Genomic DNA, 19,178 nt, shown 5'->3' on the forward strand with positions numbered 1-19,178 from the left:
ATGTATATCTAATTAATAGGATTAAAAATGAGTACCAAAAGAGGCTTTACTACCAGCATATTACACGCCGACCGTCTTGGTAAACCCGAGCACGGTTCGTTACACAAACCTATCCATACATCGGTAACCTACGGGCACGAGGATGTACAGGACCTGGTTGATATTTTCCAGAACAAAAAAAGCGGTTACGCCTACTCGCGCCAGGGTAACCCTACGGTTACGGCGCTTGAGCAAAAGGTAACACAAATGGAAAAGGGCATGGCCAGTATCGCTTTTTCAACCGGTATGGCGGCTATTTCGGCCACGGTAATGGCCCTGATAAAAGGCACCGATCATATCGTAGCCAGCTCATTTTTGTTTGGCAACAGCCGCAGCATTTTCCAAACGTTTATAGATATGGGGATCAGCATTGATTTTGTTGATGCCACGGATGTTGAAAACGTGCGCGCGGCCCTTAAAGATAATACCCGCATGGTGTTTGTTGAAACCGTAGCCAACCCGGCCACCCAGATAGCCGATTTAAAAAATATTGGTAACCTGTGCGAAGAAAAAGGCATTATATACGTGGTAGACAATACCATGACCTCGCCATACCTGTTTAACCCTATTAACGTAAAAGCGAGCCTGGTAGTTAACTCCTTAACCAAATACATTGGCGGCCACGGTAATGCTTTAGGCGGCGCGGTAACCAATACCGGTCTGTTTAACTGGGCTAACTATCCTAATATTTTCCCCGGCTTTAAAGCTACCGTTAAGCCCGAGGCATTGGGCATGACGCAGATCCGCAAGAAAGGCCTGCGTGACGCGGGCGGCACCTTATCGCCCGAGGCGGCACACAGTATTTCGGTAGGTGCCGAAACCCTGGCTTTACGCCTCGACCGTGCCTGCAGCAACGCTTTAGCCCTGGCTAAATTTTTTAACGATCACCCTAAGGTGAAAAAGGTATTTTACCCGGGCATCGAATCGCACCCGCAACATGCGCTGGCCGGCGAACTGTTTGCCCGTTACGGCGGCTTAATGAGCATCGAGCTTGACGAAAGCCTTGATTGCCTCGCCTTTTTAAATAAGCTGAAACTGGTGGTAAAATCAAGCAATCTTGGCGATACGCGTACCCTGGCCATCCCGGTTGCGCAAACCATCTTCTTTGAACTTGGCGCCGAGCGCCGCGCCGAAATGGGCATACCCGAAAGTATGATCCGCCTATCAGTTGGCATTGAAGACCTCGACGATCTGTTGGAGGATTTCAAAACAGCCTTAAACGATTAGATATTTTAGCATAAAGCCCCTAAATTTAGGGGCTTTATGTTTTCTGCTTTTTAATGAAATTTTTTTATGAAAAACCTATTCCTGAAATCGATTTTTGCTCTCATAACCCTCTTTCTTGTTCAAATCAAATCACAAGCCCAGCAAATCAACACGGATGCGCTCGACGCTTACTGGCAATTAGTCGATCAGCTTAAAAAAGGCGATACCCTGGCGTGTGAAAAATGGCAGGCCTTTTTACAGCTTCCGGGGAACAAGCAATACGTGGCCAACCAGGCTTTCAGTCCGCGTTTCTTAGAAACTTATCGTAAAGCGTTGCAAACCGCCTATATGCCCCAAAATGCCGATAGGCTTAAAAAAATGATGGAACACCCATTTGATAACTGGATAGTTTACAAGGCCAACCAATATAAAATCAATGAAGCGGCACTGAAAACTTATGCGCAAGGCCTGAAAAAGCCTGCTTACCTTGATAGCATGTATAAACAGGCCTGGGCGTGGTTGCCTAAACGCCTGCAAACCAAAAGCCCTTCAACCAGTATTTTTTTTATAGGTATTGACAATGACGCTATTGTTCAGGGCGACACTATTGTTTTTACCACGTGGTCGGCCTTTAATGATGATAAACTGCGCTATGGTATTTTAGGCGGACACGAATTACATCATGTTTTACGCAAAGGGGGTGATTTTGGCGTGGTAAAACCAGCACATGAAGCCCTGTTATATCTGCTAAGCAATATATTAAACGAAGGTACAGCCGATATGGTTGATAAAAAAACGCAACTAAGCAACCTTGATAAAATACCAACCGAATTCCATTTTGATGACATGCTGCTTAATCATCCGGACAGCATCATTAAACAAATTGATACAGCTATGCAGGCGCTTGCCGATACTAAAGAGGCTAAATTCATGACCGTTAAACAGGCGCGTAAGCTTATCAATTATTCCAGCGGTCATGATCCTGGTTATTTTATGGCCGATATCATTGTGCGAAATGGATTTAAAAGCGATTTGATAAACAACATTCAAAACCCGTTCTACTTTATCTACCTGTATAATAAGGCTGCTAAAAAAGACAAACAGCATCCGCCGGTAATATCTGATAAAGCAATTGCCTGTTGCCGCAACCTTGAAAAATTATATTGGCCGCGTAGGGGTTAATATGAAACGCGTTGTATAATAGGTACAGATGAAAAACTATAAATTACACCTAACCATTTACCTCGCTATCGCGTTAGCCAGCGTCTGTAAAGCACAAACCCAACCAGATTCGCTTAACATTAAGCTTAAAACAGTTTTTACAGCGGATAGCCTTCCCGGCATGTACGTGATCATGACCAATGGAAATAAAACAACCTACTCGCATGGCTTTGGTTATGCCGATGTGGCCGATAAAACACCCTATTCGGCAGGCAATATTCAAAACATTGGCTCAGTAAGTAAAACTTTTATTGCCGTTGCTTTAATGAAAGCTATAGAACTTAAGTACTTTACTTTAGAGACCGATATTAATGATGTGCTGCCATTCAAGGTAACAAACCCAAATGATCCTGACGGGAAAATTACCATCAGGCAGCTAACCAACCATACATCGGGCATTATTGACAACCCGAAGATTTATCATTACTGCTATCATTTTTACCCTAAACTGCGTGCTTATGATAGCGTTTCGGTAAGCACGCTGAATCAGATGGGCTATGGCGATAAGTTAAGAGATACTTCGCTTGCTCAGTTCTTTTACAACTACCTGTCGCCGCAAGGTCAATATTACAGCAAAGCAAATTTTGGCGAAGGCCCGGCGGGCGGCGTATCATCCTACAGCAATACCGGGTCGGCATTGGCGGCTTACCTGATCGAGATCAAATCAGGCTTAACTTATGCTGAGTTTACCCAAAAGTATATCCTGAAACCATTGCATATGAACCACTCCGGATGGCATGTGCAGGATATCGATCTGAAAAAACATGCCGTGCTATACCTGGATCAAACCAATCGCTTCCCGCTATACGACCTGGTTACCTATCCCGATGGCGGCCTGAAAACATCGCCCGAAGATTTGAGTAAGTACTTAATTGCCATCAGCAGGCACGATAAAAAACTGCTGACCGAAGCATCATACCGGGCGATGTTTACCCCGCAGTTCAGCAAGGAGCATCCACCTAAAAACATCAATTTAACCTACCGCAATAAAGGCATCTTCTGGAACTTGTATACCAATGGTACTATCGGGCACGATGGCGATGATCCGGGCGTGGGGACTTTTTTATTTTTTAACCCGGCTACCGGTAAAGGAGGGCTGTTTTTTACCAATAAGTATTTACCGAATAAACAGGCTATTGTTGATGTGTTGGTGAAAGAAGCGGAGAAACAGTAAGCTTTATCATTCCCTCTTTGGGTTATAATAGGCTCTCATCTTTTTGGTTTTCTAATTCCCCGTAGGGGATACCTGTTTTTAGTAAGATTAACGTAATAATTGTTTGCCTCGTAGAGGCTACCTCCTTGCATTTAGGTTCAAATGCATATTGGGGTAGCACCTACGGCGTATTTTCACTTTCTTTATCTCGAATTCTACAAACAGGTAGCGCCCATGGCGCAACGCCAAAAAGCTTTGTATATATGGGAGCTACAATAGTACGGAATCGCACAAGGTCGCGTTTCCCTTGTCTCCTGCCTCTAAAAGTCTTGCCTCTCGCCCCTATGCTCTTGTATCGTTACCGTTATAAATGCTCAAATAGCTATCATAACGCGACGGGGCTATTTCACCCTCTTCCAAAGCGTCGAGCACGGCACAGCCCGGCTCGTTAATATGGCGGCAATTGTTAAAGCGGCACTGGTTCATGCGTTCGCGCATTTCGGGGAAGAAATGGCCAAGTTCCTGTTGTTCGATGTCGATAACGCCCAGTTCGCGGATGCCGGGGGTATCGATAATAAAACCGCCTTGCGGTAACTCAAACATCTCGGCAAAGGTGGTAGTGTGCTGGCCTTTATCGCTCCAGTCGGAGATATTATTGGTGCGCAGGGCCAGTTCGGGCAGCAGGGCGTTGATCATACTTGATTTGCCTACGCCCGAGTGGCCCGAAAAAAGAGTTACTTTATCTTTAAGCAGATCCTGTACCAGGCTGATATTGGTACCCTGCAGGGCCGAAACCTCATAGCAGGGATAGCCGATCTCTTCGTAGATGGCTTTGTAATCAGCCAAAATTTCCAGGCCCTCATTGCTAAACAGGTCGAGCTTATTGAATACCAGCCGTGCCGGAATGTCATAAGCCTCGGCTGTAACCAGAAAACGATCAATAAAACCAAGCGAGGTACGGGGAGAGGCTAAAGTAACTACCAATATGGCCTGATCAAGGTTGGCTGCAATGATCTGCGCCTGTTTGCTCAGGTTGATGGATTTACGGATGATATAGTTTTTACGCTGATGCAGGTTGGTAATCACCCCTTCGCCGCGCTCGGGTTCCATTTCAAAATCAACAATATCGCCAACGGCTATGGGATTGGTGGTGGTAATACCCTTAATACGAAACTTACCCTTGATGCGGCAATCTATTTTTTGCCCATCGGGTGTTTGTACCTGGTACCAGCTTCCGGTTGATTTTGTTATGAGTCCCTGCATCAGGCATCAAAAGTAGCAAATTAATTTTTTACACTAATTTTTTGGAATAATGACGAATTTCACGAATGGCTTTTATATTGTCCTGATTACTTCTGCACTAATTTGCACCGATCAACGAATTCAAATTAGCATTCGTTAAGAAATCAATTCGTGTAATTCGCATAAATTTTTTGACATCATGCAACTATTCGTGAATAAATTAAAATAATCCTTGCAAATCAGAAAATAATCTACTTACTTTACCTGCATTATATATGACAGTTAACAACACCATTTCTACAATTATTATTACCACCGGTATAAACCTCGGAGGAAGATAATCGTATGGTGTAAAAACATAAAATGAAAACCAAAAGAAAAACCTTCCTCCGCAAAGAGGAAGGTTTTTTTGTTATAGAACGATTACTAAACCATAAATGAAAGTTTTAAAATTCGGAGGTACTTCCGTTGGGTCTGTGAGCAGTATCCAAACCCTGTTAAACATCCTGAAGGATGAAGTGAAAAATGAAGAAAAGCCGGTGGTGGTATTGTCGGCTATGGGCGGTGTAACCAACCTGCTTTCGGCCATGGCCGAAGACGCGGCAAACGGCAAAGAGTTTACCGCCGGATTGGCCGAACTGGAAAAACGCCACTTCGATACAGTGAAAGCCCTGCTGGATGTGCAAAACCAAAACCCGGCACTTACCCGTTTAAAAATCCACTTCAACCAACTGGAAGAGCTTTTACAGGGTGTACTCACACTGCGCGAACTTACCCCGAAAACCCGCGACCAGATACTGGCTTTCGGCGAGCGTTGCTCAACGCTGATGGTGAGTAAAATAGCGGCCCAGCATTTCGGGGATGTACTTTTTGTTGATGCCGCCGATGTAATTAAAACCGACAGCGCCTTCGGCAACGCCAAAGTAAATACCGAACTTACCGAAAGACTGGTTCAGGGCCTGTATGCCGAAAACAAAGGCAAAACACTGATCGTTACGGGCTTCATCGCCTCAAACGATGCCGGGCAGACCACTACGTTAGGTCGCGGAGGTTCAGATTATACTGCCGCTATATTTGGCGCTGCATTGAATGCCCGGGAAATCCAGATCTGGACAGATGTTAACGGCATGATGACAGCCGACCCGCGTATGGTGAAAAAAGCGTTCTCGCTAACCGAGCTTACCTACACCGAGGCCATGGAACTATCCTACTTCGGCGCCAAGGTAATCTACCCGCCAACCATGATCCCGGCTTTCATGAAGAAAATCCCGATCGTGATTAAAAACACCTTCGAGCCCGAATTTGCAGGCACCGTGATCCGTCACGATTGCAAGGCTTCTACCCTGCCTATCAAAGGCATTTCATCTATCAACAATATCAGCATCCTTAACCTGGAAGGCAGCGGCATGGTGGGTAAATCGGGTTTTAGCGGCAGGTTGTTCTCGCTGCTGGCCCGCGAGCAGATCAACGTGATCCTGATCACCCAGTCATCGTCAGAGCATAGCATCACTTTCGCTGTTCAACCGCAGGATACCGAAAGGGCCAAACAGGTTATTGAGCAGGAGTTTGAACTGGAACTGGCCGCTAAAAAGCTGGAGCATCTTGTTATTGAAAAAAACCTCGCTATCCTGGCCATCGTTGGCGAAAACATGAAGCAAACGCCCGGCATGTCGGGCAAGCTGTTCCATGCGCTTGGCCGCAACGGTGTTAATGTGAGGGCCATCGCGCAAGGGTCGTCAGAATACAACATCTCGGTGATCATCTCGGCGAATGATTTATCAAAAGCCCTGAATGCTGTACATGATGCTTTCTTTGTTCAGTTAACTAAAACCCTTCACGCCTTTTGTTTAGGCACCGGCAACATTGGTAAAACCTTATTTAACCAGTTAAATGCCCATACCCAATATTTAAAAGACAACAACGGCATCCAGGTTAAAATTGCCGGGATCAGCAATACCCGCAAAATGACCTTTAACAGCGATGGTATTTCGCTGGATACCTGGCAACATGACCTTGACAATGCACCGCACGAAGCCGACCTGGCCAAATTTGTGGAGCGGATGAAAGAAATGAACCTGCCTAACTGTGTGTTTATCGATAACACCGCCAGTCCTAAACCAGTAGCTTTTTACGAGGAGGTTTTTAAAGCCAATATCTCGGTAATTACCTGCAATAAAATAGGTAATTCGGGCAGCTACGCCCAATACCGCACTTTTAAAGATACCGCACGTGCCCATGGCGTCGACTTCTTTTACGAAACCAACGTAGGTGCGGGCCTGCCCATCATCAACACACTTAAAAATCTGATGAACAGCGGCGACAGGGTGCAGCGTATCGAGGCAATCCTATCGGGCACCATCTCGTTCATCTTTAATAACTTTAAGGGCGATGCCAATTTCCACGATGTGGTAAAGGAAGCACAGGATAAAGGCTACACCGAACCCGATCCGCGCGACGACTTGAGCGGTAAGGATTTTATGCGCAAAATGCTCATCCTTGCCCGCGATGCAGGTTACGCCATGGAAGAAAGCGATGTGGAAATTGAAAGCGTACTGCCAAAGGCCAGCCTTGAGGCTAAAACCGTTGAAGATTTTTACGCCACCCTTAAAACCGAAGACGCGCACTTTGCCAAACTCAAAAACGCGGCCGAAAAAGACGGCAAGGTTTTACGCTACATAGGCAAACTGGAAGATGGCAAAGTAAGCATCACCCTGCAAATGGTTGATGAAAACCATCCGTTCTACATGCTATCGGGCAGCGATAACATCATCTCCTTCACAACCGACAGGTACCGTGAGCGCCCGCTGGTTGTAAAAGGCCCCGGCGCAGGTGCCGAAGTAACCGCCGCAGGCGTATTTGCTGATTTAATAAACGTGGGAAACCCCCTAATCCCATGAATGGGGAACAATAGTTAGCCCCCCGGCCCCTAAAGGGGGAGGAATATTTTAAGCTCCATTAGGGAACTAACGCTGATATTTTAAATATGGAAGATAATAAGTTACAAGAATTCGCTCCCTCTCCTTTGGCTCCCCCTTCAGGGGGCAGGGGGGGCGAGAGCATCCGCGTTTTCGCCCCGGCTACCGTTGCCAACGTGGTTTGCGGTTTTGATGTTTTGGGTTTCGCGGTTGATGAACCCGGCGACGAAGTAATTATGCGCATTACCAACAAACCCGGAATCACCATCAGCAAAATTACCGGCGATGACGGACGCTTACCGCTTGATCCGGCCAAGAACACCGTGAGCGTAAGCGTTCAGCATTATTTGCAAAGCGTTGGCCGTACCGATATCGGTTTGGATATCGAACTACATAAAAAAATGCCTATCGGCAGCGGGTTGGGTTCAAGCTCGGCCAGTACGGTTGCCGGGTTGTTTGCCATTAAAACGCTGCTTGGCGATGATGCCGACCCGATAAAGCTGCTTCCCTTTGCCATGAAAGGCGAAGAAATGGCCTGCGGTCATGGTCATGCCGATAACGTGGCCCCAGCCTTGTTTGGTGGTTTTGTGCTCATCCGTAGCTACGAGCCGTTAGATGTGGTGAGGTTACCGCATCCTAAAGATTTGTGGTGCGCCATTGTATTCCCTGATGTAGATGTACCAACCCGCGAAGCCCGCCAGATCATCCGCAAAAACATCCAGATGAAGGATGCCGTAACCCAGTGGGGCAATATAGCCGGCCTGGTGAGCGGCTTGTTTATGCAGGACATAGACCTGATTGGCCGCAGCATGAAGGATGTGCTGGTTGAGCCGGTGCGCTCCATGCTTATCCCCGATTTTTACAAAATGCGCGAAATGGCCATGGAACTCGGCGCGGTAAGCTTTGGTATCTCAGGCTCAGGGCCATCCGTTTTTGCTTTTACTAAAAATGAAGCAACCGCCCGTGCTATTACACAAAAGCTACAGCAGCATTTAACCGGGCTTAAAATAGGCTCCAACAGTTACGTATCAACCATTAACGACGCGGGGCCGAAGGTTTTATAAGCCCCTCCCAACCCTCCCCGGTAGGGAGGGCTTTATTAACTTATTATAAACTTAAATTACCCAAAAGTCTCCCCTTCCGGGGGAGATTTAGAGGGGGCTAAAAAAAATGAAACTCTACAGTACCAACAATACCACAGCCGAAGTATCTTTTAAGGATGCCGTATTTAACAGCATGCCGCAGGATAAAGGCTTGTATATGCCTTACATCATCCCGCGTTTGGATGATGAATTTATCAGCAACCTGGATAAATACAGCCTGCCGGAGATAGCGTTTAAAGTAGCGAAGAACCTGCTTGGTGACTCCATCCCAACAGATGATCTGAAGGCATTAATTGAGGATGCCATTAATTTCCCGGCACCGATTGTAAAGCTGCAGGATAATGTTTACGTGCTTGAACTTTTCCACGGCCCGTCGCTGGCTTTTAAAGATTTTGGCGCCCGTTTCATGAGCCGCGTAATGAGTTATTTCCTCAAGCCGGGCGAAAAACAACTGGACGTTTTGGTGGCCACCAGCGGCGATACGGGCGGCGCCGTTGCCCTCGGTTTTTTGGGCGTGCCCAACACCCGCGTAACCATTCTTTACCCTAAAGGCAAAGTAAGCGGCGTACAGCAACAGCAGTTAACCACCAATGGCCAAAACATCCGCGCGCTTGAAGTTGATGGCACTTTTGATGATTGCCAGGCGCTGGTTAAGCAAGCTTTTGTGGATGAAGATTTAAACGCCAAATTCCGTCTTACCTCGGCTAACTCCATCAATATCGCAAGGCTTGTTCCGCAAACTTTTTATTACTTCAACGCTTACGCGCAGTTGTTAAGGCAAGGAATTAAAAAAGTTGTGTTCTCGGTGCCAAGCGGCAACTTCGGCAACATCGGCGCGGGTTTATTAGCCTGGAAAATGGGCTTGCCTGTTGAAAAATTTATCGCGGCTACCAATGCCAATGATACTGTTCCAGAGTTTTTAAAAACCGGTGTTTATCAGCCAAAGCCCTCGGTAGCCACCTTATCAAACGCGATGGACGTAGGCAACCCCAGCAACTGGGTGCGCATTGCCGATCTGTTTAAAAACGATGCCGAAGCAATTAAAGCGCTTGTTGTTGGTTATAAATATGATGACGAACAAACCGTAAAGGCCATCAACTGGATTTTTGACAGTTATGGTTACGTGGCTTGTCCGCATACCGCGATAGCATGGCAGGCCCTTACTGATTACCAGCAGGACAATGCAGCGGCAGATACCGCCGGCGTGTTCCTTTCAACCGCGCACCCATGCAAATTCCCCGACGTTTTCAGCCAACAGGTTGCTGCTAAAATTGACGTGCCCGAACAGGTGAAAGAACTGGAATCGAAAACAAAACTGGCTATCTCCATTAGTAAAGATTTTGCTGATTTTAAAGGTTACCTTTTAGGGGTTGATTAATTTCAGTATTTTTAGATGCCGAAAGATTACTCTTTTCCGCGTCATTACAAGGTACGAAGCAATCGCGAACCGTACAGGGCGGACCTGCAAATCGGGATTGCTTCGCACCTCATAATCACGTGAAATGTATTCAATTTTGAAACAAAAATGATCAACAAAACCCTGATATTCATTTGCCTTGCTGCCATATCCCTAACAGCCTGCAGCCGCAAGCTAAAGTTTGACCGTGACAAATGGGATGACGGCGATGGTCTTACTTTTGCCTATCGCCCCGCTATGGTTGAGGATTTAATTGCCAGTAAACAACTCAATAACCTGAAATATCAGCAAGTAATTCATCTTTTACACCGCCCACAATTAAGCAGCAAGGATAGCATGGTATATGATGTTGACAGGCAATACAGTAAAGGCACATTAACTTATACCCAAACGCTTGTTGTTTTTCTGAAAGATTCGGTAGTTACCAAAGCGGAGGTGCATGAATTTCATGCGAAGAAGAAATGATTATACTCCTTTAAAAGCATGATTATTTTTAAGCAACCGTTTACTGTGGTAGCTTGTCAGTCTTTCTTGACTCTTGAATCTAACACTCTTGCTTCTTCACCCTACATTCACGTTTAATTTATATATTCGTACTATAATTTTTAATAAAATGGAATTCAAACAATCTAAATACAACTACGATAACATTATCGAAGTTCAGGATCAGTCAGAAGTTTCTTCACGCAGGTTTATGGCAGGGGTGTTCAGCTGGATGGGCGTGGCGCTTGGTGTTTCTGCAATTACGGTTTATTTATTTTTAAACATGGGCCTTATCAGCCTCATCGTTTCACCAACCGGTGGCTTTACAGGCTTTGGCTTATTCGCTATTTTTTCGCCGCTGGCTTTTTCGCTGGTCATGCAATTTGGCTATAACCGCATTTCGTACCCGGTACTGGTACTGCTTTTTGTGGCATATGCAACGTTAATCGGTATCAGCTTAAGCTTAATATTTCTGATCTACACATCTGCATCAATATTGGGCGTTTTTATTACCGCCTCTGTTACATTTGGCATTATGGCGATAGCCGGTTATACCACACAGATGGACCTTACCCGTTTCGGTTCAATCATGTACATCCTGTTCATCGGCATATTTGTGGCTTCGCTGGCTAACTTTTTTATGCACAGCGAACAAATGGGATACATCATCAGCTACATTGGTATAGCTGTATTTACCGGTTTAACGGCCTATTACATGCAAATGCTTAAACGCATTGGCGCCGGTATAGAATATGGCGACGCAAGCTCTAAAAAGCTGGCCCTGATGGGGGCGCTTAGGCTTTATATCACCCTGATCAACCTGTTTTTCATGATCCTCCGTTTATTCGGCAGAAGAAGATAATCTCACCAAAGAAATTAATCAAAAAGCTGCCTCTGCAAAAGGCAGCTTTTTTTTGTTTAACACGGTGGTTTGGCTATGATGAAAGCCCGGTGTTATACACTTGCAAATGATAACTTTATTGCGCAACTTTGCGGTGCTTATGGAGAAAGACGGAGGGATTAGACCCTGCGATGTCTTAGCAACCTGTGCTTCACAAGGTGCTACATTCTACCAGGCAGCAATTAAGCGCCCGGACAGATAAGCGAAAGTCATGATAACACCCGACTTTTCGAGATAAGCTGTATTTAGATTTGAGATATTAGATTTGAGATTTGAGATAGCTTCGGCATTTCTAATTACTTGTTTAGTATCTTTTTATCAGATATATGAGGTAAAAGATTTGATGTTTCAGCAAGATCCTATTTGTTGAAATCTCACGTCTCAAATCTCATATCTCACATCTCAAACAATGGACATTAGAAAAGAATTACAGAAACGCATCCTGGTGATTGACGGAGCGATGGGTACCATGATCCAAAGGTACCAGCTCACGGAGAAGGATTTTCGTGGCGAGCGTTTCCGCGATCATGGTACAGATTTGCAGGGTAATAACGACCTGCTGAATATTACACGCCCCGATGTGATCAAGGCTATCCATGCCGAATACCTTGAAGCAGGTGCCGATATCATAGAAACCAATACCTTCAGCACACAGGTAATTTCACTTGCCGATTATAAGCTGGAAGAACTTGCTTACGAACTAAGCTACGAAGGCGCGCGTATTGCCCGCGAAGTGGCCGACGAATATACCCAACGCAACCCTGACAAACCACGCTTTGTGGCAGGTGCCATCGGGCCCACAAACCGTACCGCGTCCTTATCGCCCGATGTTAACGACCCGGGTTACCGCGCCGTAACCTTTGATGACCTGGCCGATGCCTATTACGACCAGGTAAGGGGTTTGGTTGACGGCGGTTCGCACCTGTTATTGGTTGAAACCATATTTGATACCCTGAACGCCAAGGCTGCACTATTCGCCATCAAAAGGTACGAAGATGAATGTAAGGCTGCCGGTAAGGATTTTCCTGCTTTCGGTCCTTCGGGCGGCATCATGATTTCGGGCACCATTACCGATGCTTCGGGCCGTACGCTTTCAGGGCAAACGGTTGAGGCTTTCTGGAACTCGATAAGCCATGCCAACCTGCTTTCTGTTGGCTTAAACTGCGCTTTGGGCGCCAAAGAAATGCGCCCCCACCTGGCCGAACTTTCTGAAAAGGCGGGTGTTTATATCTCTGCCTATCCAAACGCAGGTTTGCCAAACGAGTTTGGCCAGTACGACGAAACCCCGCACGAAACCGCCCACCAGGTTGATGATTTTATTAAAGCCGGGCTGGTAAACATTGTAGGCGGATGCTGCGGCACCACGCCCGAACATATTAAGTGCATAGCCAATAAGGCAGCTTTATTTCCTCCCCGCGTTATCCCTCAAATTGAACCGCATATGCGCCTGAGCGGGTTGGAGGCTGTTACGATAACCCCCGAGAGCATGTTTGTGAATGTGGGCGAGCGTACCAATATCACCGGTTCGCCTAAGTTTTCCAAATTGATACTGGCCGAAGACTATGAGGCCGCTTTATCCGTTGCCCTGCAACAGGTTGAAGGCGGAGCCCAGGTTATCGACATTAATATGGACGAAGGCATGATCGATTCGGAGGCCGTAATGGTTAAATTCCTTAACCTGGTAGCTTCCGAACCGGATATAGCCCGGCTGCCCATCATGATCGACTCGTCGAAATGGTCGGTAATCGAGGCCGGCTTAAAATGTATTCAGGGAAAAGGCATCGTAAACTCCATCTCCCTGAAAGAGGGCGAAGAAAAGTTTAAGGAGCATGCCCGCAAAATATTAAGCTACGGCGCGGCAACGGTGGTAATGGCTTTTGACGAGACCGGCCAGGCCGACTCGTTGGAACGCCGCATCGAGATCTGTAAAAGATCCTACGATATTTTGGTGAACGAAGTAGGCTTCCCGCCGCAGGATATCATTTTCGACCCCAATATCCTTACGGTGGCCACCGGTTTGGAGGAGCATAACAACTACGCGGTTGATTTTATTGAAGCAACCCGCTGGATCAAACAAAACCTGCCGCACGCCAAAGTGAGCGGCGGTGTAAGTAATATCTCGTTCTCCTTCAGGGGTAATAACACCGTACGCGAGGCTATGCACTCGGCCTTCCTTTACCACGCCATTAAGGCCGGTATGGATATGGGCATTGTAAACGCCGGGATGCTGGAGGTTTATGAAGAGATTCCTAAAAACCTGCTCGAACTGGTTGAGGATGTGCTCTTGAACCGTCGCCCTGATGCTACCGAGCGATTGGTTGAATTTGCCGATACCATCAAAAGCAAGGGCAAAGAGGTAGTACGCGATGAAGAATGGCGTAAAGGCACCGTTCAGGAACGCCTTTCGCACTCGCTGGTGAAAGGTATTGTGGAATACCTGGATGACGATGTGGAAGAGGCCCGCCAGGCCTACGCCCGTCCGCTGGAAGTAATTGAAGGGCCGCTGATGGATGGTATGAATGTAGTTGGCGATTTGTTTGGCGCGGGTAAAATGTTTTTGCCGCAGGTAGTAAAATCAGCCCGTGTCATGAAAAAGGCGGTGGCTTACCTGCTGCCTTTCATCGAAGAAGAGAAAAAGAACAATGTAAATGCCGATCAGCGCGCCAATGCCGGTAAAGTTTTAATGGCCACCGTAAAAGGCGACGTGCACGACATCGGCAAAAACATAGTTGGCGTGGTACTGGCCTGTAACAACTTCGAGGTGATTGACCTTGGGGTAATGGTACCGGCGCAGCGCATTATTGAAGAAGCTAAAAAGCAAAAGGTAGATATCATCGGCCTTAGCGGCCTGATCACGCCATCGCTTGATGAAATGGTGCATTTTGCCAAAGAGATGGAACGTGAAAAATTCACCATTCCGCTTATTGTTGGCGGGGCTACTACGTCACGCATCCACGCCGCTGTAAAAATAGCGCCGCAATATTCGGGCGCGGCAATCCACGTCCTGGATGCTTCGCGCAGTGTTACGGTATGCAGCAGCCTGATGAGCAAAGACCGGGATGCCTATATCCAGGGCATTAAGGATGAATACGCCAAAGCGCGTGAGGCCCATGCCAACAAAAAATCCGACAAGCGTTTTGTAACCATCGAAGAAGCTCGTGCAGGCAAATTCCAGATCAGTTTGGATGGCGATGTAGCGCCGAAACCGGCTTTCACCGGCACTAAGGTATTTGATGGTTTCCCGTTGGAGGATTTACTGCCCTATATTGATTGGACACCGTTTTTCCATACCTGGGAGTTACGCGGCAGTTATCCGAAGATATTTGAAGATAAATATGTGGGCGATGAAGCTAAAAAGCTGTTTGATGATGCCCAGGTATTGATGAAACGTATTATTGCCGAAAAGCTATTCACCGCTAAAGGTGTAATAGGTTTTTGGCCGGCTAATGCCGTAGGCGACGATATTGAGCTATACACCGACGAAAGCCGCACAACGGTGTTGAACCGCATCCACACCCTGCGCCAACAGGCGGAAAAGGTAAAGAATGATCCTTACTACGCGCTGGCAGATTTCATCGCGCCCAAAGAAAGCGGCGTTCCCGATTATTTCGGCGGCTTCGCGGTAACAACCGGTTTGGGCTGCGACGAACTGGTAGCCGAATTTGAACGCGACCACGACGATTACAACAGCATCATGGCCAAAGCGCTCGCCGACCGCCTTGCTGAAGCTTTCGCCGAAAAAATGCACGAGCTTGTACGAAAAGAATACTGGGGCTATGCTAAAAACGAGCATTTGAGCAATGCTGATCTCATTAAAGAAGAATACCAGGGCATCCGCCCGGCACCGGGCTATCCGGCCTGTCCTGATCATACCGAAAAAACCACGTTATTTGAGTTGCTTAAAGCTGAAGATAACGCCAACATGCAACTAACCGAAAGCCTGGCCATGCTGCCTGCCGCATCGGTAAGCGGTTTCTACTTCGCGCACCCGCAGGCAAGGTATTTTGGTTTGGGTAAGATCAGTAAGGACCAGGTAGAGGATTACGCCAAGCGTAAGCAAATGCCTCTGGAGGAAGTGGAGAAGTGGTTGGGGCCGAATATTAATTATTAGCCCCCCGGCCCCCTAAAGGGGGAGGGAAGGATGAAAATTAATAATACTAAAAAACTCCGCCGCCGCTCGGCTCCAGCCGAGTGGCTACTATTAAGCGGCCTCTGGCCGCCGAAGTTGGAGTAGCTGGCCAGAGGCCTTGGAATAATTGCCACTCGGTTGGAGCCGAGCGGCTGCGTTGAAAGTAAATTATAAAACTTAAATAAAAATTCCCCCTTTAGGGGGTTAGGGGGCAAATGAAAATACCTGAACACATAGCCAACGCAAACGGCAAAACACTTTTTTCGTTCGAATTGATACCGCCTTTAAAAGGCCAGAGCATCCAGGGCATTTATGATGCTATCGATCCGTTGATGGAGTTTAAACCTCCGTTTATTGATGTTACCACCCTGCGCGAGGATTTTATTTATAAACAGCACCCAAGCGGCCTGCTCGAAAAACTATCCTACCGAAAACGCCCGGGTACAATCGCCATCTGCGCGGCTATCATGAACAAGTATAAGGTTGATACCGTGCCCCACCTGCTTTGCGGTGGCTTTACTAAAGATGAAACCGAGAACGCCCTCATCGAGCTGGAGTTTTTAGGTATCGAGAACGTGCTGGTATTGCGTGGCGATGCCCGCCTTGGCGATTCATCATTTGTGCCGACACCTAACGGCCATTGCTACGCCACCGAGTTATTGCAACAGGTAGTAAACCTCAACAACGGCATTTACCTGCACGAAGATCATGGCAATACGGCCAAAACCAACTTCTGCATCGGCGTGGCCGGTTACCCCGAAAAACATTTTGAAGCCCCGAACCTCAAAACAGATTTCAAATACCTGAAACAGAAGATTGATATGGGGGCGCAGTTTATTGTAACCCAAATGTTTTTTGATATTGATAAATACAAGGAGTTTGTGAACGGTTGTCGTGCCAATGGTATTAATGTGCCTATCATCCCCGGACTGAAGCCGATCACCACATCTAAACAATTAGTTACCCTCTCAAAAACGTTCCATATCGATATCCCCGAAGATCTGAGCGATGCCATCCATGCCTGCGCCAATGAAAAGGCGGTTAAAGAAGTGGGTATTGAGTGGATGATTAACCAGTGTAAAGAGCTGATGGCATTTGGCGCGCCGGTACTGCATTTTTATACCATGAGTAATGCCGGGCCGACTAAGCGAATTGCTGAGGCGATATTTTAGTAACCAACAATACTTCTCTCCAATCGTCATTGCGAGATTCTGTGTTGATAAACAAATAATCTACATTATTTATTTACATTTGGGTCTTAGGCGGCTTAATGTTAGCCTGTTTAGGGCGGCTATTTTTAAAAGTAGCTGCTCTAACTATTTACTTACGTGCTCACCTTACAGATCGGGAGTGCTTTGTTCCCTGGAATTAAGACTAAGAAAATATCTTGTAAACAGCAAAGAGGCTGTATCATAAATCATGGTACAGCCTCTTTTATTTTGATAAAAAAGACGAAGAATAGTCTAATGATATTTTGTTTAATCATCTGATTTTCATATATTTAATGTATAAAAAGATGAGAAATGGCAATAAAGCTACCCGTTTTTAAGCCCTACAACCAGCAGCAGATCCTTGCACTTCCCCCTTCATTGGAAGAGTTGATACCAGCTACCCACCCAGTCCGTGTTGTAAATGAGGTAATTAACAAGCTCAATATCGAACCGTTATTAAAAGCTTATAAAATCAGGGGCAGTTCGAGTTACCACCCTCAGATGTTGCTTAAAGTACTTGTTTACGGCTATGTCACCAATACTTATTCCAGTCGTAAGCTGGCTGCCGCCTGTAAAGAAAGCGTTTACCTGATGTGGCTAAGCTCAATGAGCTATCCGGATCATAATACGATCAATCGTTTCAGGGGAGTACGCTTGAAAAACGCACTCCGCAGTGTATTTGAAGATGTGGTTAAACTGTTGGCAGAGGAAGGTTTACTAAGTATCGAGGAAGTTAATACCGATGGTACTAAGATCGAAGCCAATGCAAACAAGTATACTTTCGTATGGAAAAAAGCGATCGCAACGAATAAGGAAAAGATGGGAAAGCAACTTGATGAGATCTGGCAATATGCCCAAAAGGTTGCGTCCGATGAAGATAAGATGCCTGAACAGCCGGACTTTACCACAATCGACAGCAGCAAAGTAAACGCTACCGTAGAGTTATTAAATGAAAAGCTTGCCGGTAAAGAAGGGATCGATAAAAAAGTAAAAGCAAAGCTAAAGTATGTAACTAAACACTACCCGTTAAACATCGTTAAATATGAGCAGCAGGAGGCTATCCTGAAAGAGAGAAACAGTTACAGCAAAACAGATCCGGATGCAACTTTCATGCGTATGAAAGAAGACCACATGAAAAACGGACAGTTAAAACCTGGTTATAATGTGCAGATATCCACCTCTAATCAGTTCATCGTCAATTACACCATCCATTCAAACCCAACAGATACCAATACATTAAGCGCCCATTTAGCTCAGCACGAAGCCAGCTTTGGCAAAGCGCCACAAGTGCTTATTGCGGATGCCGGGTACGGATCAGAAGAAAACTACATGCTGCTTGAACAAAAGCAAACGACCGCTTTTGTAAAGTATGGCATGTTTGACAAAGAGCAAAATGAAACCCATAACACCAAGCACCCATTTGCGGCAAATAAGCTTTTCTATAACCAGGAAAAAGACTGCTATATCTGCCCGATGGGCCAGCCGATGGATTATATCGGGACAGGGACACGGGAAACAAGTACCGGTTTTGAACAGACTTTAAAACGATACCAGGCAAGGAACTGCGCTAATTGTCCGCTGAACGGTGCCTGCCATAAATCGAAAGGAAACCGGATCATTGAGATTAATGAAAACTTAAACCGGCTAAAGCAAAAAGCACATACACTGTTAACCAGTGAAGAAGGCATAGAACGGCGAAAGAAGCGCTGTTTCGATGTAGAACCAACTTTTGGGAATATCAAACAAAACCACGGGTTCAAAAGGTTTATGCTCCGTGGTGAAGAAAAAGTGGAGTTAGAATGGGGTTTGGTTACAATTGCCCAAAATCTAAGAAAAAAAGCAGCTTAAAAAGCGAGGGTGTAAATTAAACTGTGTCAGCTAAGGAATAACAGAAGTATTAACTTAGCAACACCGAAAGATGAAAGAAAAGAAAGAAGGGTTCGATTTTGAGCAATTTAAGGCGGAAGCCATCCAGGGTCTTTACGAAGGAAAAAAGATGGGGGGCACAGATGGATTATTCGCACCGATGCTAAAGCATTTGCTGGAAGCGATGCTTGAAGGAGAACAGGAGAACCACCTGGAAGCAAGCAAGGCATCCGGGCTTGCCAACCGGCGAAACGGCAAAACGAGCAAGAAAGTGCGGAGTGTGCAGTCGGGT

At 46.3% G+C, this 19,178-nt stretch carries 12 protein-coding genes, 1 pseudogene and 1 riboswitch; of the genes and pseudogenes, 12 read left to right on the forward strand and 1 reads right to left on the reverse strand.

What is annotated here, in order from left to right; translation table 11 throughout:
• Nucleotides 1–27: 27 nt before the first annotated feature.
• The 3 genes from LX99_RS24195 to LX99_RS24205 all read left to right on the forward strand — a co-directional run bounded on the left by LX99_RS24195 (nt 28) and on the right by LX99_RS24205 (nt 3,640).
• On the forward strand, nt 28–1,266 hold the full coding sequence (locus tag LX99_RS24195; RefSeq protein WP_109610697.1) for a cystathionine gamma-synthase family protein: 1,239 nt from the start codon (nt 28–30) through the stop codon (nt 1,264–1,266).
• A 66-nt stretch (nt 1,267–1,332) separates the two neighbouring features.
• Nucleotides 1,333–2,427 (forward strand): DUF5700 domain-containing putative Zn-dependent protease, encoded by a 1,095-nt coding sequence (locus LX99_RS24200; protein ID WP_109610700.1) that lies wholly within the window; start codon nt 1,333–1,335, stop codon nt 2,425–2,427.
• A gap of 28 nt (nt 2,428–2,455) precedes the next feature.
• Nucleotides 2,456–3,640, forward strand: coding sequence for a serine hydrolase domain-containing protein (locus tag LX99_RS24205; protein ID WP_022832680.1), 1,185 nt, complete (start codon nt 2,456–2,458; stop codon nt 3,638–3,640).
• A 321-nt stretch (nt 3,641–3,961) separates the two neighbouring features.
• Here LX99_RS24205 and rsgA read toward each other — a convergent pair whose 3' ends face one another.
• Nucleotides 3,962–4,882, reverse strand: a complete 921-nt coding sequence (rsgA, locus tag LX99_RS24210; protein WP_109610703.1) for a ribosome small subunit-dependent GTPase A — start codon at nt 4,880–4,882, stop codon at nt 3,962–3,964.
• 416 nt (nt 4,883–5,298) lie between these two features.
• Between rsgA and thrA the strand changes: the two genes are divergently transcribed.
• The 9 genes and pseudogenes from thrA to LX99_RS24255 form a co-directional block, all read left to right on the forward strand.
• Nucleotides 5,299–7,758, forward strand: coding sequence for a bifunctional aspartate kinase/homoserine dehydrogenase I (gene thrA / locus LX99_RS24215; protein ID WP_109610706.1), 2,460 nt, complete (start codon nt 5,299–5,301; stop codon nt 7,756–7,758).
• Between the two features lie 86 nt (nt 7,759–7,844).
• Nucleotides 7,845–8,840 (forward strand): homoserine kinase, encoded by a 996-nt coding sequence (locus LX99_RS24220; protein ID WP_109610708.1) that lies wholly within the window; start codon nt 7,845–7,847, stop codon nt 8,838–8,840.
• Between the two features lie 106 nt (nt 8,841–8,946).
• The gene (gene thrC, locus LX99_RS24225) at nt 8,947–10,257 is read left to right on the forward strand and encodes a threonine synthase (RefSeq protein WP_109610711.1); all 1,311 of its coding nucleotides are present in this window, start codon (nt 8,947–8,949) and stop codon (nt 10,255–10,257) included.
• 147 nt (nt 10,258–10,404) lie between these two features.
• Nucleotides 10,405–10,761, forward strand: a complete 357-nt coding sequence (locus LX99_RS24230) for a hypothetical protein (protein ID WP_109610713.1) — start codon at nt 10,405–10,407, stop codon at nt 10,759–10,761.
• Nucleotides 10,762–10,909: 148 nt separating this feature from the next.
• Complete coding sequence (locus LX99_RS24235) at nt 10,910–11,641, forward strand: Bax inhibitor-1/YccA family protein (RefSeq protein ID WP_109610715.1); 732 nt, start codon at nt 10,910–10,912, stop codon at nt 11,639–11,641.
• 134 nt (nt 11,642–11,775) lie between these two features.
• Nucleotides 11,776–11,885: riboswitch (SAM riboswitch) on the forward strand.
• Between the two features lie 204 nt (nt 11,886–12,089).
• Entirely contained in the window at nt 12,090–15,791 is a 3,702-nt protein-coding gene (gene metH / locus LX99_RS24240) for a methionine synthase (RefSeq protein WP_109610717.1), read from the forward strand.
• A gap of 233 nt (nt 15,792–16,024) precedes the next feature.
• On the forward strand, nt 16,025–16,981 hold the full coding sequence (locus LX99_RS24245) for a methylenetetrahydrofolate reductase (protein WP_022829928.1): 957 nt from the start codon (nt 16,025–16,027) through the stop codon (nt 16,979–16,981).
• A gap of 351 nt (nt 16,982–17,332) precedes the next feature.
• Nucleotides 17,333–18,868 (forward strand): IS1182 family transposase, encoded by a 1,536-nt coding sequence (locus LX99_RS24250; RefSeq protein WP_109610725.1) that lies wholly within the window; start codon nt 17,333–17,335, stop codon nt 18,866–18,868.
• Between the two features lie 70 nt (nt 18,869–18,938).
• A pseudogene (locus LX99_RS24255) lies at nt 18,939–19,178 on the forward strand (IS256 family transposase); the annotation flags it as partial.

The organism is Mucilaginibacter oryzae (assembly GCF_003148845.1).
Classification (GTDB): domain Bacteria; phylum Bacteroidota; class Bacteroidia; order Sphingobacteriales; family Sphingobacteriaceae; genus Mucilaginibacter; species Mucilaginibacter oryzae.